This is a genomic window from Pantoea sp. Cr_R13, from assembly GCF_029222565.1.
GTDB lineage: Bacteria > Pseudomonadota > Gammaproteobacteria > Enterobacterales > Enterobacteriaceae > Pantoea > Pantoea eucalypti.
In genome coordinates, this window is sequence record NZ_JARHXL010000015.1 from 243824 (window position 1) to 263512 (window position 19689).

A 19689-nucleotide genomic window follows, 5' to 3' on the forward strand; every position below is an offset into this window, starting at 1 on the left:
CTGGCCGTTTTCCCTGCCCTGCACTACGCCGTGTGGGCGGATTGCCGCACACCACCATTGAACCCTGTCGGCGATTACCGGAAAATGCCGGGCTGATAAATATGGGAAACCGGTTATGAATAGCCCTTTTGAAACGTTGGTTGTGCCTGGTGGCATTTTGCTGCTGGGCTTTCTCTCGGCGCTGCTGCTGCCCGCGCCCGCTTTTAGCGTGACAGTAGCGCAGCATCTGTTGCAGATGTTCCATTTACAGGATCTGAATCAGCTCTACACAGTGGTGTTTTGCGTCTGGTTTTTGCTACTGGGCGCCATAGAGTTTTTTGTTATCCGCTTTGTCTGGCGTCGCTGGTTCAGGGGCTGACCGCCTGCGCATCGACCAGCGCTTTTAGCCGTTCAGCGCTGCGCGCGTAACCTTCACGCGGCAGATGCGCCGCACCCAGTACCAGACCCGCACCGCGCTGCCCGGCCTGCTGATACCAGACCGACAGCGGCGAGGGGGCCATGCCCCACTCCACCGCCTGCTGCGCAATGGCCTCATCCGGAGTACCGGCGGGTAAGCGGACAATCACCGCCAGCCCGGCGCGTTGCAGGTCGGGAAAGTAAGGATGGAGCGCCGCGATCATCTGCTCCAGTCGCTCATGATAAACGCGCTTCATGCGCCGCAGATGCCGCATAAAGTGTCCGTCCCGCAGAAACTCCGCCACCGCGTTGTGTAACAATCCTGAGGATGCAGGCGAAAGCAACGCGCAGACCTCACCGAAGCGCGCCGTCAGCGCCGGCGGAACCACCATAAAACCGAGCCGCAGTTGCGGCGTCAGCGTCTTGCTGAAGGTGCCGATGTGCAGCACCCGCCCTTCACTGTCGAGCGCGGCAAGTGCAGGAGCCGCGCGATTACCGGGCTGAAGCTCGCCGAGATAATCATCTTCGATAATCCAGCGCTGCTCCCGGCTGGCCCAGTTCAGCAATTCATGACGGCGTACCAGACTCATGGTGATGCCAAGCGGCGCCTGCTGTCCCGGTGTGACCAGCGCGAAAGCGGCATCCGGCGCGCGGAAAATCCCGGTCGACACCTGCAACCCTTCGGCATCAACCGGCACGGCAACCGGCGTGACGTGTAGCGCTTCAACCGCGCGACGTGCCACCCAGAATCCGGGGTCCTCCAGCCAGGCCTTTTTGCCCTGAAAATTCATCGCCAGCCCAATCAGGCCCATCGCGCCCGCATAACCGCTGGTGATAATGATCTGATCCGCCTGACACCGCAGGCCGCGTGCCACCGCCAGGTAGGCCACCAGCGCCTGACGCAGCGCTAAGCTGCCGCGTGGATCGGGATAACTCGCCGGTCTGCTGACCTGCATGCGCGTCTGACGCTGCAGGATGCGCAGCCAGACTTTTGCCGGAAACGCATCGCTGGCCGGAATGCCCATCTGAAAGGTCAGCGGTGGCGCTTCATACTCTTCAATTCCATCAGGATGGAGTGACTTGCAGTTGGCATCATTGCCGGCCGGTTTTAACGGTGGTAATGGGCTGACGAAGGTGCCTGCTGCGCCTCTGGCCTGCAGAAACTGTCCATCAACCAACATGTCATAGCTGGCACGCACGGTGCCACGTGCCACGCCGAGCTGCGCCGCCAGATCGCGGCAGGAAGGTAAACGCGTACCAGGCTGTAAACGCCCTTCACTAATCGCCTGTTCAATCAGCAGTCGCAGCTGCTCGCTGAGCCCCCGTGATGCACCGCGTTGCAGTGTCAGCGTAGAAAGCGGCGATGGGCCAGTCAGACTCTCATTTTTTGGCACTTTATCTGCTCCATTGAAAGGCCGAAAATCACCTCATCAATCCCAGGAGGCAATAAGATGAGCGAACGTATCGATTTTCATAGTGCAGCACCGACAGGCATGAAAGCGCTGGGCGGCGTATACAGTTATCTGGCACAAACCGATCTGCCACTCACTTTACTGGAACTGCTGTTCCTGCGCATTTCCCAGATTAACGGCTGCGCCTACTGCATTGATATGCATACTAAAGCGCTCAATAAATCGTGTATGAGCTGGGATAAGATCGTGCTGACCCCAGTCTGGCATGAATCGGGGACGCTGTTCAGTGACAAAGAGAAGGCCGCTCTCCACTGGGCTGAATGCCTGACGCTGATTGCTCAGCAGGGTGCGCCAGACGCCTGCTATGCGGCACTGACAGCCGGGTTCAGTGAAAAAGAGATTGTCGATCTGAACATCGCGATTGGCCTGATGAACACCTATAACCGCATGGCGATAAGTCTGAAAAAGCTGCCTGCCAGCGCGAATCAGTCATAGGTGAATCCGATGCGCGGGCCGATGCCCACGCATTTTCACACTCACAAAAATGTAACATTATTTTTACACAAGCGGCTGTTAAGGCCCTGCCATCCTGATTCCTGTTATTCCTTACTGCGCAATAAATCGCTAAATTTCAGCTAATTAAATAATTCCGCACTGTTCACATCCTTTCCGGCACTGCACCAGCATGGGGCTTTTCCGCAACATCCGCTTTTAGTTAACTCACTGACTTCACTCTAAAAAATCACTAATACGCCGCGCATCGTGATGATTAATTCTTATGCTGAATCATTTCTGCATTTAAAAAATAAACTAATGTTTAATTCAGATGCGAGAATGTTATATTCGGATGACTAAGCATAACGTTCAGTTAACGCGTTATCACCGCTTTAACCCTATACCTGAGACTTAACCTTTGAGAAATAGCGCAACGCGCTCGTAAGAAGCGTGACTATTTCGCCTGCGAAACTGTTGGGCTTCAGGTCAACAGAAGAGGAGATGTCGCCTCATGAGCAATTCAGCTGTAAACCTTGCGCTCGCGATGAGTGCCATGGCAAAGGACACCACTACTGCGCAGGAGCGCAAAGACGTTGACGTGCTGCTGATTGGTGCTGGTGTGATGAGCGCTACCCTCGGTGCATGGCTGCAGGATTTAGAGCCGGACTGGTCCATCGAAATGGTGGAGCGGCTCGATAGCGTGGCCGAAGAATCCTCCAACGGCTGGAATAACGCGGGCACCGGTCATGCGGCGCTGGCGGAGCTGAACTATACGCCTCAGCAGGCGGATGGCAGCATCGACATCTCTAAAGCGATAACGATCAACGAATCGTTTCAGATTTCCCGCCAGTTCTGGGCTTATCAGGTTCAGAAAGGCAACCTGCGCAATCCCAAAAGCTTTATTCATAGCACGCCGCACATGAGCTTTGTCTGGGGCGACGACAATGTCGACTTCCTGCGCAAGCGCTTCAAAGCGTTGCAGAAAAGCACTCTGTTCCGCGGCATGGCCTACTCCGAAGATCCGCAGCAGATTGCCCGCTGGATCCCGCTGGTAATGAATGGCCGTGACCGTCGCCAGAAAGTGGCCGCGACCTGGACAGAGATGGGCACCGATGTGAACTTCGGTGAGATCACCCGTCAGCTGATCGCCTCGTTAGAGAAGAAAGCGAATTTCCAGCTGCGTCTGCGTCAGGAAGTGCGGGATCTCAAAAAGCTTGCAGATGGTCGCTGGCAGGTGACGCTGCAGTGTCTGAACAGCGGCACGCGTCGCACGCTGACGGCGAGCAAAATCTTTATTGGTGCGGGTGGCGCGGCGTTACCACTGCTGCAGAAAGCCGGTATCCCGGAAGCGAATGGTTACGCCGGTTTCCCGGTAGGCGGTTCATTCCTGGTCACGGAAAACCCGCAGGTCGTTGCGCAACACATGGCTAAGGTTTACGGCAAAGCCAGCGTCGGTGCGCCGCCGATGTCCGTGCCGCACGTTGACACCCGCGTGCTGGATGGCAAGCAGGTGCTGCTATTTGGCCCGTTCGCCACCTTTTCGACCCGGTTCCTGAAACAGGGATCATTGATGGATATGTTCACGTCCTTGAACAGCAGCAATATGTTGCCAATGGTTAAAGTGGGGCTGAAAAGCTTCGATCTGGTGAAATACCTGATGGATCAGGTATTGCAAAGCGACAGCGACCGGATGGAGGCGCTGCGTGCTTATGTGCCGCAGGCGAAGCAGGAAGACTGGCGCCTTGTCACAGCGGGTCAGCGTGTGCAGATTATCAAGAAAGATGAGAAAGAGGGCGCCGTGTTGCGTCTGGGCACCGAAGTGGTCGCCTCGCAGGATGGTACGATTTCCGCTCTGCTGGGTGCCTCGCCAGGCGCCTCAACGGCGGCACCCATCATGCTGGAGCTGCTGCACAAGGTCTGTCCTGAGCAGATGGCTTCACCGGAATGGCAGAACAAAATCCGTGCGGTGGTCCCCTCCTGGGGACGTAAGCTTAATGGCGACGTGGCGCTGACAGAAAAAGTGTTAGCCGAGACCAGTCGTGTTCTGCAGCTCGACTATTCGCCGGTTACGCCGATGGCGGCCAACGATGAAGGACGGGAAACCGCGTTCGTCGTCGGCAAGTAATACAGTGCCGTTGATAAAAAGGCTCCGCATAGCGGGGCCTTTTTTATTGGGCGGTTGCCTGGTCGTCCTGAGGATTCTCTATTAGGGTTAAGGCATCTTTTAGCCGAACGATCAGGAGGAACCCGCATGTCTTACTCCCCTGCGTCACCCGAATTTACCCTGCTCGACCGCTACTGGCGGGCAGCGAACTATCTCTCAGTTGGACAGATTTACCTGATGGATAACCCGCTGTTGCGCGAGCCACTCAGGCCGGGACATATTAAACCGCGTCTGCTGGGTCACTGGGGCACCACGCCAGGTCTGAATTTTATCTATGCCCACCTCAACCGTGTTATCCGCAAACAGAACCTGGATATGATCTATATCTGCGGGCCAGGCCACGGCGGTCCCGGCATGGTGGCGAATACCTGGCTGGAGGGCAGCTATAGTGAGATTTATCCGCACATCTCGCAGGATGCGGCGGGTATGCAGCGCCTGTTTAAACAGTTCTCCTTCCCTGGCGGCATTCCCAGCCACGCGGCACCGGAAACGCCGGGCTCAATTAATGAAGGCGGCGAGCTGGGCTATTCGCTCTCTCATGCCTTTGGTGCGGCCTTCGATAATCCCGATCTGGTGGTGCCGTGCGTGATTGGCGACGGCGAAGCGGAGACCGGGCCGCTGGCCTCCAGCTGGCACGGCATCAAATTCCTCAATCCTGAACGTGACGGCGCAGTGCTGCCGATTCTGCATCTTAACGGCTACAAGATTGCTAACCCGACGCTACTGGGCCGCAGCAGCGATGAGGATCTGCACCAGCTATTCAGCGGCTACGGCTATGAGCCGCTGTTTGTCTGCGGGCATGAACCGGAAAAAATGCATCCGCTGATGGCGGAGACGCTGGATACCGCCTTCAGTAAGATCGCTGCGTATCAGCGTGAGGCGCGCAGCGGCAACGCCAGCAACGACGTGCCGCGCTGGCCGATGATTATCCTGCGTAGCCCCAAAGGCTGGACCGGCCCTGAAACGGTCGACGGCAAGAAAGTGGAGGATTTCTGGCGGGCGCATCAGGTGCCAGTCGCGGCCTGTCGTGAAGATGAAGGCCATCGCCAGATCCTTGAAACGTGGATGCGGAGCTATCAGCCCGACGATCTGTTTGATGAACAGGGTCGCCTGAAGCCGGAACTGCAGGCGCTGGCACCGGAAGGCGATAAACGCATGGGGGCTTCGCCATATGCCAATGGCGGCCTGCTGCGCCGTGAGCTGGATGCACCTGACATCGCGGAGTTTGCCTGTGATATCAGCGAGCCAGGCACGGAGATAGCGCAGGCCACAGAGCATCTGGGGCGCTATCTCAGCGTGTTGTTCCAGCGTAACCGCGATAATTTCCGCCTGTTTGGCCCGGATGAAACGGCCTCTAACCGCCTGACGCCGGTCTTTGACGTGACCAGCCGCACCTGGCTGGAACGAATAGAGCCGTACGATGAGCAGCTGGCGCGGGATGGCCGGGTGATGGAAATCCTCAGTGAGCATCAGTGTCAGGGCTGGCTTGAAGGCTATCTGCTGACCGGCCGCCACGGGCTGTTCAACTGCTATGAAGCTTTTATTCACATCGTCGATTCGATGTTTAACCAGCACGCTAAGTGGCTGAAAGTGACGCGCAAGCTGGGCTGGCGTAAACCGATTTCGTCGCTGAATTACCTGCTCTCTTCGCACGTCTGGCGTCAGGACCACAATGGCTACAGCCATCAGGATCCGGGCTTTATCGATCATGTTGCCAACAAGAAAGCAGACATCGTGCGCATCTATCTGCCGCCCGATGCCAATACGCTGCTTTGGGTGGGCGATCACTGCCTGCGCACCTGGGACCGCATCAATGTGATTGTGGCGGGCAAACAGCCTGCGCCGCAGTGGCTGGATATGGCCAGTGCCGTGACCCATTGTGAAGCGGGTATGGGCGAGTGGCGCTGGGCGGGCACCACGCCGGCACATGACCAGCCAGATGTGGTGATGGCCTGCGCCGGTGATGTCCCAACTATGGAGACGATGGCGGCGGTCGATCTGCTGCGTGAGATGCTGCCTGAACTGCGCATCCGCGTGGTGAACGTGGTCGATCTACTGGCACTGCAGCCGGAAGATCAGCATCCGCATGGCAAATCTGATGCGGAGTTCGACGCGCTGTTTACCCAGGATAAACCGGTGATTTTTGCTTTCCACGGCTATCCGACGCTGATACAGCGCCTGACCTATTCCCGAACCAACCACCGCAACTTCCATGTGCGCGGCTTTAACGAAGAGGGAACCACCACCACGCCATTTGATATGACGGTACTGAACGAGCTTGACCGCTATCATCTGGCGCAGGAGGCGATTCTGCGCGTGCCGGGCCTGGCCGACGCGCATCCTGAGCTGCTGGAGGATTTACAGCAGCGTCTGGCGGAACATCATCGCTATGTCCGTGAGCATGGCGAAGATTTGCCGGAGGTGCAGAACTGGAAATGGCCGTCGGCCACTGCACCGGGTGTGCCCGATTAAGCGGCCAGCAGCGCGTCGGTCAGCATCCAGACGGTGGTCGCCACCAGCGACAGCGCCATCAGGCTGTTAAACAGCTGGCGCTTCCAGGCAATCTGCAGATGGCTGCGCAGGCGATCGCCCAGTGCTGCCCAGATCAGGATGCAGGGCAGATTGAGCAGCATAAAGCCGATCATCACCGTCAGGACGCCGCTGCTGCCGCTGTAGAGCAGCGCGACGTTGGTGGCCATCAGCCAGGCCTTGGGATTGATCGCCTGGAAGCAGGCGCCGCCCACCATCGTCATAGGCTGAGGACGGGTACGCACTTCGGGTGCGGCAGCGCGAAAAATTTTCCAGGATAACCACATCAGATAGGCACAGCCTGCCAGCGTCAGCGGCAGGCGAATCGCCGCCATCCAGTGCAGCAACACCTCCAGCGCCATCCCGGCAATCACCGTCTGCACCGCACAGCCCACCAGAATACCGAACACCATTGGCAGGGTGCGCCGCATACCAAAATTGACCCCGGAGGTCGCCAGCAACAGATTGTTCGGGCCTGGCGTAATTGACATCACGGTAACGTAACTGAAGAAAGAGGGATCAAGCATGGTGACTCTCCTGAAGGTAGACAGAGTTCTATGCTACGGCGGGGAAAGAGATGGTAACAGTGACACAAAATCACTATTGTTATGGTTACAGTTATCGTTAACAGAAATTGTACCCATTCAGGCCGGAGGCTATTGTGTCCCTTGCTCCCACGACCGAACAACCGCTCTATCAGCAGCTGGCAGAAAGCTTCGCTGAGGCCATCCATCAGGGCACGCTGAAACCCGGTAAACGCCTGCCGGCGATCCGCCGTGTTGCGCAGTCACATCAGGTCAGCGTTAATACGGTGCTGAATGCCTGGCAGATGCTGGAAGATCGCGGGCTGATTGAGGCGCGTCCCCAGTCGGGCTATTACGTGCGTGGCGTATTGCCTGCCGTCACCCGTCACGGTCAGCATAAGACACGGGTGCGCGACCCGAGCAGCGGCAAGCTCGACCTGATCGATAAGGTGTTTGCGGCGCAGAATCATCCCGACTACACCAATATCTCACTGGCCTGCCCGCAGGACAGTGAGCTTTTCCCGGCGGCACGCATCGCCCGGATTACCGCCTCATTGTTGCGTCGTGATCCCAACATGATCGGTCGCTATGCGCTTCCGCCCGGTAGTGAGCGCTTACGGGAGGAGATAGCGCGACGGGCGCTGCACGCCGGACAGACAATTACCGCCGATGAGATCACCCTGACCCACGGCTGCATGGAGGCGCTTCAGCTGGCGCTCAGAGCAGTCACGCAGCCTGGCGACTGCGTCGGGCTGGAGTCGCCGACCTACTTCTTCCTTTTCCCGCTGCTGGCCTCGCTCGGCCTGAAAGCACTGGAAATCCCCACTGACCCGCAGCATGGGCTGTCGCTGGATGCACTGGAGATGCTGCTGCAGGAGCAGCGTATCAAGGCGCTGATTGCGATGCCGAGCGCGCAGAACCCGCTGGGCTGCGGCATGTCACTGGAGAACAAAAAACGGCTGGCAAAGTTAGTGAATACTTACCACGTTCCGCTGATAGAAGATGGGCTGTATGACGAGTTGCAGTTCGACTGGCCGCTCTCACCCGCCGTGAAAGCCTTTGATCGCGATGGCTGGGTGATCTACTGCACCAGTTTCACCAAAACCGTGGCACCCGATTTTCGTATTGGCTGGACCGCCGCAGGCCGTTTTCATGATGCGATTGCCCGACTGAAAGCGGTCTCCTCAATGGCTGAATCTGCCCTGCTCTCCGAAACGCTGGCGGAGTTTCTGGCTTCCGGCGGTTACGACCACCATCTGCGCACGCTGCGCCGTCGCTACGCGGCTAATCTGGATGAGGCGCGGGGTCTTATCGCCCGCTACTTCCCGGAAGGCACGCGCGCAACACTGCCGCGCGGTGGCTTCGTTTTCTGGGTTGAGCTGCCGGGCGGCGTGAATACCACCGAGATGTTTGATCGGCTGCTGCAGGAGCAAATTTGCGTTACGCCTGGCGCGCTCTACTCACTGAGCGAGCGCTACAACCATGCGCTGCGACTCTCCTGCTGCTATCCGTTTGATGCGCGCTACAGCCGGGCGATTCAGCGCGCAGGCGAAATCGCCTGTGAGCTGGCAGGAATACCGTGCGGTGAGGCTCAGGGTGTGCCGTTGCGGCCCCAGACGGTATAGCCGCGACGTTCAGTCAGGCGCTCGTAATAAGTCCGCACCGCAGGGTAATCGGGATGGTCGAGCGGGGTCTCAAACCAGCGGTTCACCGCCAGGCCAATCGGAATGTCTGCCAGCGTGAAATTACGTCCGGCAACATAGCGGCCGGTTTTTTCCAGCTGCTGATTGAGAATGCTCATGGTGTGCGCCCAGCCTTTACTGGCCGCGGCCAGCAGACGCGGATCCTGATGAGCCGGGGAGTTTCGCACCAGCGACATAAATGCGTAGCGCCATGAGGTGTTGAGTTCGGTAGCTTGCCAGTCTATCCACTGATCGACAGGCGCTCGCGTTTGCGGATCATGAGGATAGAGCCACTCGCCGCCATAGGCGTTCGCCAGATAGCGCAGAATGGTATTGGATTCCCACAACACAAAGTCATCATCTTTCAGAACCGGCACCATCGCATTGGGATTCAGTGCCATGAATTCGGGTAGGTGGGTTGAGCGGAAGCCATCGCCCCACTCTTCGCGCTCAAAATCAAGGTCAAGTTCGTCACACAGCCATAGTACTTTGCGCACGTTGATTGAGGAGGCGCGTCCCAGGATCGTTAGCATTCAGAGTCTCCGGTAAAATCTTTAACTTATTGATAACGCTGTTAGCTGTTATAAGCAATCATCCGGCAGAGAAAAGGCCACACTGAACCCAGAGCAAGGAGTCACAATGAAGGTCGCGTTTAAGCAAGTCGATGTGTTTACCTCATCCGCCTTTAATGGCAATCCGCTGGCGGTGATCATGGATGCTCAGGGGCTAAACGACAGCCAGCTGGCGGCAATTGCCCGCTGGACGAACCTGTCGGAAACTACCTTTGTGCTGCCGCCGCAGCACGAAGAGGCGGATTATCGGGTGCGTATTTTTACCGTTGAAGGCGAACTGCCGTTTGCCGGTCATCCGACGCTGGGCACCGCACATGCGCTGCTGGAGGCGGGCTGGCCTACCCGCACGCCGGGTGAAATCGTGCAGGAGTGTGGCGTCGGAAACGTGACGGTGAAGATAGGTGAGGCGGGCGAACTGGCATTTGCCGCGCCGGCGGCCACCCTGATGCCGTGGCAGGATGCGCTGATGGGGAACGCTTTAAACAGCGACGCGTTCGATCTGACGCAAAGCCCGACGGTGGTCGATATGGGGATTCGCTGGCTGCTGGTACCGATGGTCAGTGCCGACGCTGTGCTGGCGCTGCAGCCCAATGTCAGCGATTTGCAGCGTCTGGTTAAGCATGCGGGTGTTTCGGGAGTGATGCCGTTTGGCCGGTTGCCTGAGGGCGAGCCTGAGCAGTATGAAGTGCGTGGCCTGCTGGTAGAAAATGGCAGCCTGACCGAGGATCCGGTGACCGGCAGCGCCAATGCCTGCCTGGCGCGTTACCTGGCCATGGCGGGTGAAACGACGTCCTATCGCGTTCGCCAGGGCACAATCCTGCAGCGTGCCGGTCGGGTGAACGTGACCTTTGCCGGTGAGACCATCTGGATTGGCGGCAATACGGTTACCGTCATCGACGGCACTATTACGCTGTGAAAAGCGGCGGCGTCGTGTTTTCAACGACGCCGCCCGCGGTTAAATCCCCTGCCCGCCTGAAGCCTCAATCCGCTGCGCGGTGATCCAGCCGGTTTCGTCACTGAGGATCGCGCTGATGGCGTCGCCAATATCATCCGGCAGTCCGACCCGACCCAGTGCCGTCAGTCCGGCTATCTGATCGTTAATCTCGCGGGTATCACGCACCCGGCCACCACCAAAGTCAGTCTCTATCGCGCCAGGTGCCAGGATATTGACGCGAATGCGCCGTTCGCCCAGCTCTTTCGCCTGGTAGCGCGTCAGGACTTCCATCGCCCCTTTCATCGACGCATAGGTCGAGGAGCCAGGGTAGACCAGCCGGGTCAGCCCGCTGGAGATGTTCAGGATGCGGCCACCGTCATTGATCAGCGGCAGCAGCTTCTGGGTGAGAAAGTAAGGCCCTTTAAAATGCACATTCACCAACGCATCAAATTCCGCCTCAGTGGTGTCGGTAAACGGCTTGTAGTGTCCGTGTCCGGCATTGTTCACTAAATAGTCAAATCGCTCCCGTTGCCATTGCTGCTGCAGTGCCTGTTTCACCTCTCCGACAAAGCGGTCAAACTGGCCGGTTTCGCCGACATCCAGCGCCAGCGCCACGGCGCGCCTCCCCATCGCTTCAATTTCCTTTACAACCGCCTGCGCCTCATCGGCATGGCTGCGGTACGTCAGAATGATATCGGTGCCTCTGGCAGCAAGTTTTAAGGCTCCATTACGGCCTAAACCACGGTTTCCACCGGTAATTAACGCCACTTTCTGATTCATCGCTCACACCTGTTGAAAAATTGAACACGGGTTAAGGATATTCGCGAATTATTGATCTATAAACAGGGTTAAACGCGCATCACTGTTTCAATAAAAACAACAATCGGTGAACAACATGGACAAAATTCACGCAATGCAGGTCTTCGTGCGGGTGGCAGAAATGGGCAGTTTTACCCGCGCAGCAGAAAGTTTAGGTGTGCCGAAAGGCAGTGTATCCCGGCAGATCCAGGCGCTGGAGAATCAAATGGCAACACGTTTGTTGCATCGCACCACGCGCCGGGTGCAACTCACCCAGGATGGATTAGTCTATTACGATCGCTGTCTGGATTTATTGTCGATGATTGACGATATGGACAGCCTGTTTCAGCACGAACCCGCCTCGCTCAGCGGTAAACTCCGGGTGGATATGTCCGTTGCAATGGCCACCGGTTTTATCCTGCCACGGCTGCCCGAATTTTTGCAGCACTATCCCGGCATAGAGATTGAGCTGAGCAGCAGCGATCGTCAGGTGGATGTGATCCGCGAAGGGTTTGACTGTGTCCTTCGGATTGGCGAACTCAAAGATTCGGGGCTGATTGCGCGAAAAATTGGTACCCATACCTTGATCAACTGCGCCAGCCCTGGCTACCTTTCGCGGTTCGGCATGCCGACCCGTCTGGAAGAGCTGTCGCAGCATGCGATGGTGCATTACAGCCAGCAGCTCGGTCAGGCCTCACCCGGGTTTGAATATTTTGATGGCAGGCAGTGCCATTACGTTCATACCGGCGGCGTGGTGACGGTGAACAGCACCGAAACCTATCGCGCCGCCTGTCTGGCGGGCTTAGGGATTATTCAGGTGCCTGCCGCCGGCATTCAGACATTGCTGGAAAGGGGTGAGCTGGTGGAAGTGCTGCATCGCTTTCCCGCCAGGCCGATGCCGATCCATCTGCTCTATCCGCACCGGCGCAATGTGGCACGTCGCGTGCGGGTATTTATGGAGTGGCTGAGTCAGGTGTTACAGGAGTACGTCACCTGAGCGGCTATACTTTGATTTTAATGATAAACAGGACAGTGAAGGTCTATGACAGACAAGCAGGAAAACCCGCAGGATTTGCAGCCACAAAAGCCGCTTATCGATATTAAAACCGGCAACCACACCGTAGATGAATCTATTGTTCGCGTGTCGCGTTTCGCCACCTGGTTTCAGGCTATTCCGGCGGTGGCGCATTTCATTCGCGCCCTTGACCGCTTTAACGATCGGCTCGGCAGCCAGTTTGGCGCGGCGATTACCTATTTTTCGTTTTTATCGCTGATTCCCATTCTAATGGTGTCGTTTGCCGCCGTGGGTTTTGTGCTGGCATCGAATCCTGATTTGCTGACCGATATCATCAACAAAATCGTCAGCAGCATCAGCGACCCGACACTGGCAACCACGCTAAAAAATACGGTGAATACCGCGATTCAACAGCGTGCCACCGTGGGGATTACCGGTTTACTGCTGGCGCTCTACTCCGGCCTTAACTGGATGGGTAATCTGCGTGAAGCGATTCGTGCCCAGTCGCGCGACGTGTGGGAACGCAAACCGGATGACAAGGAGAAGATCTGGAAGCGCTATATTCGCGATCTGCTGTCGCTGGCGGGTCTGATGCTGGCGCTGGTGATTACGCTGTCGCTGACCTCGGTAGCCGGCTCTGCGCAGGCCTCTATCGTGAGTGCGCTGGGCCTGGATGGCATTGACTGGTTGCGGCCTGCCCTGACCATTATCGCCACCTCGATTTCCGTTATGGCGAACTATCTGCTGTTCCTGTGGATTTTCTGGATCCTGCCGCGTCATAAGCCGCGTAAGAAAGCGTTGTTCCGCGGCACTCTGCTGGCGGCAATCGGCTTTGAGGTAATTAAGTTTGTGATGACGCTGACACTGCCGAAGATGGCGACCTCGCCTTCCGGTGCCGCCTTTGGTTCGGTGCTCGGCCTGATGGCGTTCTTCTACTTTTTTGCCCGTCTGACGCTGTTCTGTGCAGCGTGGATCGCCACCGCCAAATATAAAGACGACCCACAGATGCCTGAAGCGGGCAGCGCGTCACGACACAAATCATCGTAATCCGTTAACAACAGCGGAAAATATCACCCCTCGGCTATTTTTTAATCAGATAACAGGATGAATTGCTGAGGGGTCACTTTTATTTAGCCCTTTCTTAGAGTATCCCGCCATATATCGTCCGGTTTACCCCGGTATCACCCGGTATTCGCAGCACCACAGAAATTATCCTCTTTTTGCCCTCTGAAGCCAGACGCGGCGCGGGTTTTCATCATTGAATGCGCCCTGGCAGATGCGTAAGATTCTTTGTCTGTATTTACAAATAAGAAACAGTTATGCAAGCCTCCCTCACAGACACACTCGACAAACAGCAGGATCCCACGCCGGTTAACTCACGCAGTAAAGTGGTGATTGCCTCGCTGGTCGGTACGGCCATCGAATTCTTCGACTTTTATATTTATGCCACGGCTGCGGTAATTGTTTTCCCGCACATTTTCTTCCCGCAGGGTGATGCCACGGTCGCAACGCTTCAGTCGCTGGCCACGTTTGCTATCGCTTTTATCGCGCGTCCGATTGGTTCAGCGGTGTTTGGTCACTTTGGCGATCGCGTCGGGCGTAAAGCCACGCTGGTTGCCTCGCTGCTGACCATGGGTATTTCCACCGTGGTGATTGGTCTGCTACCCAGCTATGAGACGATTGGCGTGATGGCGCCGCTGCTGCTGGCGCTCGCGCGTTTTGGTCAGGGACTGGGGCTGGGTGGAGAATGGGGTGGCGCGGCGCTGCTGGCGACAGAAAATGCGCCGGCGAAGAAGCGTGCGCTTTACGGTTCGTTCCCTCAGCTGGGTGCGCCGATTGGCTTTTTCTTCGCTAACGGGACTTTCCTGCTGCTTTCATGGCTGCTGACCGACGAGCAGTTTATGCAGTGGGGCTGGCGCGTGCCGTTTATTCTCTCTGCCGTGCTGGTGCTGATTGGTCTGTATGTGCGCGTTTCGCTGCATGAGAGTCCGGTGTTTGCCAAAGTGCAGAAAGAGAAGAAGCAGGTTCGGGTGCCGATTGCGGCGCTGCTGAGCAAGCATCTGACCGCCACGATTCTCGGCACTTTTATCATGCTGGCGACCTATACGCTGTTCTATATCATGACCGTCTATTCGATGAGTTATGGCACCACGGCAGCACCGGCGGGTCTGGGCATTCCGCGTAACAGTATGCTGTGGATGCTGATGCTGGCGGTGATTGGCTTTGGGGTGATGGTACCGATTGCTGGTTTGCTGGCTGACCGTTTTGGTCGTCGCAAGACGATGATTACCATTACGCTGATGATTATCGGTTTTTCGTTCCTGTTCCCGGCAATGCTTGGTTCAGGTTCACAGGCGCTGGTGATGGCGTTTCTGCTGCTGGGTCTGAGCATTATGGGGCTGACGTTTGGCCCGATGGGCGCGCTGCTGCCGGAGCTGTTCCCGACTGAAGTGCGTTATACCGGCGCATCGTTCTCCTATAACCTCTCCTCGATTCTGGGTGCCTCCGTTGCGCCTTATATCGCGACCTGGCTAAATGCCAATTATGGTTTGCAGGCGGTGGGACTGTATCTGGCGTCAATGGCAGTACTGACGCTGATCGCGTTGCTGGCCTGTAAAGAGACGCGTCACCAGACGCTTTATGACGTGTAATCCGGTTGGATGAAGGTCAGTGAAACCCGGCAGATGCCGGGTTTTTTTATGGCGCAGGCTTACAGAGTACAACCGCTCTGAAAGGCTAAACAAAGCATCGCCTTATGTTCAGTCGCCAGGCTCAGGGAGCAGGTTAGCTGTCTGTTTGAAGATCTTGCATAGTGCTAATGAGGCAGGGTGATTCTGGCAGCAATGAAGAAGCTTGATGGCACTGGCAACACGGGGAGAGCAGGAAAGCGTCCCGCGCCAGGGACGGCGCGGGCCGAGCATGCCAGGGATGGCGGGTTTTGCGTCTTTCCGATCTGACCGTATTGCCTGTGCAGACTCGATCTTACAGCGAAGCAGGCAGTGCAGGCACCGTTCCTACAGCGAACCTTCCAGGCAGTGTTCACAAACAAAAAACCCCGGCGAGCCGGGGTTTGTTTTGCTGAAAACTGTGAAGAGGTTTATTAGCCCGCGACAGCGATACGCTTCATGTCGGTCATGTAGCCACGCAGTTTGCGGCCAACGGTTTCAATCGGGTGCTGGCGAACGGCTTCGTTGACGTCACGCAGCTGTGCGTTATCAACCTGCGTGCCTTCAACCGCTTTACCCAGATCGCCTGGCTGCAGCGTGGTCATGAACTCTTTCAGCAGCGGCACCGCGGCGAAGGAGAACAGGTAGTTACCATATTCGGCAGTATCAGAGATAACCACGTTCATTTCATACAGACGCTTACGGGCGATGGTGTTCGCGATCAGCGGCAGCTCGTGCAGTGATTCGTAGTAAGCAGACTCTTCAATGATGCCGGCGTCTACCATGGTTTCAAACGCCAGCTCAACGCCCGCTTTCACCATCGCAACCATCACAACACCTTTGTCGTAGTACTCCTGCTCTTCGATTTTGCCTTCATACTGTGCGGCGGTTTCGAACGCGGTCTGACCGGTCTCTTCACGCCAGGTCAGCAGGTTTTTATCATCATTTGCCCAGTCAGCCATCATACCGGAAGAGAATTCACCAGAGATGATGTCATCCATGTGCTTCTGGAACAGCGGCGCCATGATGGTTTTCAGCTGCTCTGACAGCGCATAGGCGCGCAGTTTCGCCGGGTTAGAAAGACGATCCATCATCAGGGTGATGCCACCAAACTTCAGTGACTCGGTGATGGTTTCCCAGCCGAACTGAATCAGTTTTTCTGCGTAAGCCGGATCGGTACCTTCAGCCACCAGCTTGTCGAAGCAGAGCAGTGAACCCGCCTGCAACATGCCACACAGAATAGTCTGCTCACCCATCAGGTCAGATTTCACTTCCGCAACGAAGGAGGATTCCAGCACGCCAGCGCGATCGCCGCCAGTCGCTGCAGCCCAGGCTTTAGCAATCGCCATGCCTTCGCCTTTTGGATCGTTTTCCGGGTGAACCGCGATCAGCGTCGGCACACCAAAGCCACGTTTGTACTCTTCACGCACTTCAGTACCCGGGCACTTCGGTGCCACCATCACAACAGTGATGTCTTTACGGATGCTTTCGCCCACTTCAACGATGTTGAAACCGTGTGAGTAGCCCAGTGCAGCGCCATCTTTCATCAGCGGCTGAACAGCCTGAACCACAGCAGAGTGCTGCTTGTCTGGCGTCAGGTTAACCACCAGGTCAGCCTGCGGGATCAGCTCTTCGTAAGTACCCACTTTGAAACCGTTATCGGTTGCTTTGCGCCATGAAGGGCGTTTCTCCGCAATCGCTTCAGCACGCAGTGCATAAGCAACGTCCAGACCGGAATCGCGCATGTTCAGACCCTGGTTCAGGCCCTGCGCACCACAGCCAACGATAACGACTTTTTTGCCTTTCAGGAAACTGGCACCATCCGCGAATTCATCACGCGCCATGAAACGGCATTTGCCTAATTGCGCCAGCTGGTTGCGCAGGTTCAATGTGTTGAAATAGTTAGCCATGGGTACTCCAGTAAGGTTGTGTTTGCTTTTTTTGTTCAGGAACGGCGAATCATGCAGCGCCGCGAATGACCCCATCATATGACAGGAATTCTGTTGCTTAAATTGATATATTAACAACGTCACATTGCAATAAATGCAACACCACTCAGAGGCGACGCGCACATGGATTTACGGGATCTGAAACTGTTTCTTCATCTGGCAGAAAGCTGCCACTTCGGGCGCACTGCGCGTGCTATGCACGTCAGCCCTTCCACGCTGTCACGCCAGATCCAGCGGCTTGAAGAAGATGTCGGCCATGCGCTGTTTCTGCGTGATAACCGCACCGTGACGCTGACGGAAGCGGGCGAACGCCTGCGCCAGTTTGCCCAGCAGACGCTGTTGCAGTATCAGCAACTGCGCCATGTGATGGATCTTAACGGCCCGTCACTCAGCGGCGAACTGCGACTGTTCTGTTCTGTGACAGCGGCCTACAGTCATCTGCCGCCCATCCTTGACCGCTTTCGCGCTGAACATCCGCAGGTCGAAATCAAACTGGATACCGGCGATGCCGCGGATGCGGTGGAAAAAGTGCACTCCGGCGATGCCGATCTGGCGATTGCCGGGCGGCCTGAAACCCTGCCCGCCAGCATTGATTTTATGCCACTGGGGCTGATCCCGCTGGTACTGATTGCGCCTGCACTGCCCTGTGCTGTTCGCACTCAGGCCACACAGCCGCAGCCCGACTGGTCAAAAATTCCCTTTATTCTGCCGGTGCAGGGACCTGCACGGCGGCGTATCGATCTCTGGTTCCGTCGTCAGCGCATCCCGAATCCGGTCATTTACGCCACCGTATCGGGGCATGAAGCGATTGTCTCGATGGTGGCGCTGGGTTGCGGTATTGCACTGTTGCCGGATGTGGTACTGGAGAACAGCCCGGACCCGGTGCGAAACCGCGTGCTGCTGCTGGAGAATATTGACTCGGTTGCGCCGTTCGAACTCGGCATCTGCGTGCAAAAAAAGCGGCTCGGAGAGCCGCTGATCAGTGCTTTCTGGAGCCAGCTGTAATCAGTGGCCTGACAGGAAGAAGCGGAACGCCGGGTTCTGGCTTTCGTCATGAAAGTCGTAACCCAGATCGGTGAGATGCTCCTCGAAACGTGGCTCATCGCTGCCGAGTTCAAACGCCGCCAGCACACGACCGTAGTCGGTGCCGTGGCTGCGGTAGTGAAACAGCGAGATATTCCAGTGAGTGCCCAGCGTCTGCAGGAACTTCAGCAACGCGCCAGGTGCCTCCGGGAATTCAAAGCTGAAGAGCCGTTCACGCAGTGGCTTGGAGGGACGTCCGCCCACCATGTAGCGCACGTGCAGTTTCGCCATCTCATCATCTGAGAGATCGACTACCTGATAACCGCCGCTGGTGAGTTCGCTGATGATCTCACTGCGCTCTTCCACGCCACGGGTCAGACGTACACCCACAAAGATGCAGGCTTTGTCCGCATCGGCGTAGCGGTAGTTGAACTCGGTGATGGAACGTCCGCCCAGCGTCTGGCAGAAGCGCAGGAAGCTGCCCTGCTGTTCCGGGATGGTGACAGCCAGCAGCGCTTCACGCTGTTCGCCCAGCTCACAACGCTCGGAGACGTAACGCAGGCCGTGGAAGTTGACGTTGGCACCTGATAACACATGCGCCAGCCGCTCGCCTTTGATCTCATGTTGCTGGATATACTTCTTCATCCCTGCAAGCGCCAGCGCGCCAGACGGCTCCGCCACAGCACGCACATCTTCAAACAGATCTTTCATCGCCGCGCAAATCGCATCGCTGTCGACGGTAATGATGTCATCGAGGTAGGCCTGACAGAGCCGGAAGGTCTCGCTGCCAATCCGTTTGACCGCGACGCCTTCGGCAAACAGCCCGACGCGCGGCAGATCGACCGGATGACCCGCTTCCAGTGCGGCTTTCAGGCAGGCTGAATCTTCTGACTCCACCGCAATCACTTTGATTTGCGGCATCAGCTGCTTGATCAGCACCGCCACGCCCGCGGCCAGACCGCCGCCGCCAACCGGGACAAAGACCCGGTCAAGGTGCGCATCCTGCTGCAACAGCTCCATCGCCAGCGTGCCCTGTCCGGCAATGACAGCCGGATGGTCAAACGGCGGCACGAAGGTGTAGCCGCGCTGTTCAGCGAGCTCTATCGCTTTGGCTTTCGCCTCATCAAAGTTGGCACCAAACAGGAAAGCCTCACCGCCAAATGCGCGCACTGCATCAACCTTGATGTCTGCGGTCGCCAGCGGCATCACAATCAGTGACTTGATGCCCAGTTTCGTCGCGGAGAGCGCCACGCCCTGCGCATGGTTACCGGCTGACGCCGTCACCACGCCGCGCGCTTTCTGCTCTTCGTTCAGACCGGCAATCATCGCGTAAGCACCGCGCACCTTGAAACTGTGCACCGGCTGGCGATCTTCCCGCTTCACCAGAATGGTGTTGCCGAGCCGCGCTGAAATTTTTTCCATAACCTGCAGCGGCGTCACCTGTGCCACTTCATAGACCGGTGAACGCAGCACTGCGCGCAAATATTCGGCGCCGCCAGGCGCGTCAGGTAGCGGTTGAGACTCGGCCAT

16 protein-coding genes are annotated in these 19689 nt (G+C 57.0%); 10 read left to right on the forward strand and 6 right to left on the reverse strand.

Features of this window, described 5'->3' with window-relative positions; translation table 11 throughout:
* Window positions 1–115: 115 nt before the first annotated feature.
* Window positions 116–358, forward strand: a complete 243-nt coding sequence (locus P2R09_RS16005; protein ID WP_003852033.1) for a DUF1158 domain-containing protein — start codon at window positions 116–118, stop codon at window positions 356–358.
* Here P2R09_RS16005 and P2R09_RS16010 read toward each other — a convergent pair.
* Entirely contained in the window at window positions 348–1790 is a 1443-nt protein-coding gene (locus P2R09_RS16010; RefSeq protein ID WP_275771195.1) for a PLP-dependent aminotransferase family protein, read from the reverse strand. The two genes, P2R09_RS16005 and P2R09_RS16010, sit on opposite strands and share 11 nt — an antisense overlap.
* Before the next feature lie 57 nt (window positions 1791–1847).
* Between P2R09_RS16010 and P2R09_RS16015 the strand changes: the two genes are divergently transcribed.
* From P2R09_RS16015 to P2R09_RS16025, 3 genes are all read left to right on the forward strand, one after another.
* Window positions 1848–2303: a carboxymuconolactone decarboxylase family protein gene (locus tag P2R09_RS16015; protein WP_275771197.1), complete on the forward strand. Its 456-nt coding sequence runs from the start codon at window positions 1848–1850 to the stop codon at window positions 2301–2303.
* A 511-nt stretch (window positions 2304–2814) separates the two neighbouring features.
* Window positions 2815–4428 (forward strand): malate dehydrogenase (quinone), encoded by a 1614-nt coding sequence (mqo, locus tag P2R09_RS16020; protein WP_003852028.1) that lies wholly within the window; start codon window positions 2815–2817, stop codon window positions 4426–4428.
* A gap of 126 nt (window positions 4429–4554) precedes the next feature.
* A complete protein-coding gene (locus P2R09_RS16025) occupies window positions 4555–6939 on the forward strand; it encodes a phosphoketolase family protein (protein WP_275771199.1) in 2385 nt (794 codons plus the stop codon).
* On the opposite strand, the gene P2R09_RS16030 is transcribed toward P2R09_RS16025, so the two are convergent.
* Window positions 6936–7523: a LysE family translocator gene (locus tag P2R09_RS16030; protein WP_275771201.1), complete on the reverse strand. Its 588-nt coding sequence runs from the start codon at window positions 7521–7523 to the stop codon at window positions 6936–6938. The genes P2R09_RS16025 and P2R09_RS16030 overlap by 4 nt on opposite strands.
* Before the next feature lie 134 nt (window positions 7524–7657).
* On the opposite strand from P2R09_RS16030, the gene P2R09_RS16035 reads away from it, so the two are divergent.
* Entirely contained in the window at window positions 7658–9145 is a 1488-nt protein-coding gene (locus tag P2R09_RS16035) for a PLP-dependent aminotransferase family protein (RefSeq protein ID WP_078805091.1), read from the forward strand.
* On the opposite strand, the gene P2R09_RS16040 is transcribed toward P2R09_RS16035, so the two are convergent.
* Window positions 9112–9735, reverse strand: coding sequence for a glutathione S-transferase (locus tag P2R09_RS16040; protein WP_003852022.1), 624 nt, complete (start codon window positions 9733–9735; stop codon window positions 9112–9114). The two genes, P2R09_RS16035 and P2R09_RS16040, sit on opposite strands and share 34 nt — an antisense overlap.
* A gap of 106 nt (window positions 9736–9841) precedes the next feature.
* Here P2R09_RS16040 and P2R09_RS16045 point away from each other — a divergent pair, with 106 nt between their 5' ends.
* Entirely contained in the window at window positions 9842–10690 is an 849-nt protein-coding gene (locus P2R09_RS16045) for a PhzF family phenazine biosynthesis protein (RefSeq protein WP_275771204.1), read from the forward strand.
* Between the two features lie 39 nt (window positions 10691–10729).
* Here P2R09_RS16045 and P2R09_RS16050 read toward each other — a convergent pair whose 3' ends face one another.
* Complete coding sequence (locus tag P2R09_RS16050; RefSeq protein WP_275771206.1) at window positions 10730–11488, reverse strand: SDR family oxidoreductase; 759 nt, start codon at window positions 11486–11488, stop codon at window positions 10730–10732.
* A 115-nt stretch (window positions 11489–11603) separates the two neighbouring features.
* Between P2R09_RS16050 and P2R09_RS16055 the strand changes: the two genes are divergently transcribed.
* From P2R09_RS16055 to P2R09_RS16065, 3 genes are all read left to right on the forward strand, one after another.
* Complete coding sequence (locus tag P2R09_RS16055) at window positions 11604–12503, forward strand: LysR family transcriptional regulator (protein ID WP_275771208.1); 900 nt, start codon at window positions 11604–11606, stop codon at window positions 12501–12503.
* A gap of 45 nt (window positions 12504–12548) precedes the next feature.
* On the forward strand, window positions 12549–13568 hold the full coding sequence (yhjD, locus tag P2R09_RS16060; RefSeq protein WP_003852018.1) for an inner membrane protein YhjD: 1020 nt from the start codon (window positions 12549–12551) through the stop codon (window positions 13566–13568).
* 272 nt (window positions 13569–13840) lie between these two features.
* Window positions 13841–15172 carry an MFS transporter gene (locus P2R09_RS16065; protein WP_275771211.1) on the forward strand — a complete coding sequence of 444 codons (1332 nt, stop codon included), beginning with the start codon at window positions 13841–13843 and terminating at the stop codon, window positions 15170–15172.
* Window positions 15173–15621: 449 nt separating this feature from the next.
* Here P2R09_RS16065 and ilvC read toward each other — a convergent pair whose 3' ends face one another.
* The gene (gene ilvC, locus P2R09_RS16070) at window positions 15622–17097 is read right to left on the reverse strand and encodes a ketol-acid reductoisomerase (RefSeq protein ID WP_008926354.1); all 1476 of its coding nucleotides are present in this window, start codon (window positions 17095–17097) and stop codon (window positions 15622–15624) included.
* A gap of 162 nt (window positions 17098–17259) precedes the next feature.
* On the opposite strand from ilvC, the gene ilvY reads away from it, so the two are divergent.
* Complete coding sequence (ilvY, locus tag P2R09_RS16075; RefSeq protein ID WP_008926355.1) at window positions 17260–18141, forward strand: HTH-type transcriptional activator IlvY; 882 nt, start codon at window positions 17260–17262, stop codon at window positions 18139–18141.
* Here the strand turns inward: ilvY and ilvA are convergent, their stop codons facing one another.
* Window positions 18142–19689 carry a threonine ammonia-lyase, biosynthetic gene (gene ilvA / locus P2R09_RS16080; RefSeq protein WP_039661112.1) on the reverse strand — a complete coding sequence of 516 codons (1548 nt, stop codon included), beginning with the start codon at window positions 19687–19689 and terminating at the stop codon, window positions 18142–18144. It abuts the gene before it with no gap.

Excerpts from the sequence above, each read along its gene's own strand:
- P2R09_RS16050 (WP_275771206.1), bottom strand. The coding sequence starts at position 11,488 with ATGAATCAGAAAGTGGCGTTAATTACCGGTGGAAACCGTGGTTTAGGC.
- P2R09_RS16025 (WP_275771199.1), top strand. The coding sequence starts at position 4,555 with ATGTCTTACTCCCCTGCGTCACCCGAATTTACCCTGCTCGACCGCTAC.
- P2R09_RS16045 (WP_275771204.1), top strand. The coding sequence starts at position 9,842 with ATGAAGGTCGCGTTTAAGCAAGTCGATGTGTTTACCTCATCCGCCTTT.
- P2R09_RS16015 (WP_275771197.1), top strand. The coding sequence starts at position 1,848 with ATGAGCGAACGTATCGATTTTCATAGTGCAGCACCGACAGGCATGAAA.
- P2R09_RS16040 (WP_003852022.1), bottom strand. The coding sequence starts at position 9,735 with ATGCTAACGATCCTGGGACGCGCCTCCTCAATCAACGTGCGCAAAGTA.
- P2R09_RS16005 (WP_003852033.1), top strand. The coding sequence starts at position 116 with ATGAATAGCCCTTTTGAAACGTTGGTTGTGCCTGGTGGCATTTTGCTG.
- P2R09_RS16030 (WP_275771201.1), bottom strand. The coding sequence starts at position 7,523 with ATGCTTGATCCCTCTTTCTTCAGTTACGTTACCGTGATGTCAATTACG.
- P2R09_RS16055 (WP_275771208.1), top strand. The coding sequence starts at position 11,604 with ATGGACAAAATTCACGCAATGCAGGTCTTCGTGCGGGTGGCAGAAATG.
- ilvC (WP_008926354.1), bottom strand. The coding sequence starts at position 17,097 with ATGGCTAACTATTTCAACACATTGAACCTGCGCAACCAGCTGGCGCAA.
- ilvY (WP_008926355.1), top strand. The coding sequence starts at position 17,260 with ATGGATTTACGGGATCTGAAACTGTTTCTTCATCTGGCAGAAAGCTGC.
- mqo (WP_003852028.1), top strand. The coding sequence starts at position 2,815 with ATGAGCAATTCAGCTGTAAACCTTGCGCTCGCGATGAGTGCCATGGCA.
- yhjD (WP_003852018.1), top strand. The coding sequence starts at position 12,549 with ATGACAGACAAGCAGGAAAACCCGCAGGATTTGCAGCCACAAAAGCCG.
- ilvA (WP_039661112.1), bottom strand. The coding sequence starts at position 19,689 with ATGGCCGAGTCTCAACCGCTACCTGACGCGCCTGGCGGCGCCGAATAT.
- P2R09_RS16065 (WP_275771211.1), top strand. The coding sequence starts at position 13,841 with ATGCAAGCCTCCCTCACAGACACACTCGACAAACAGCAGGATCCCACG.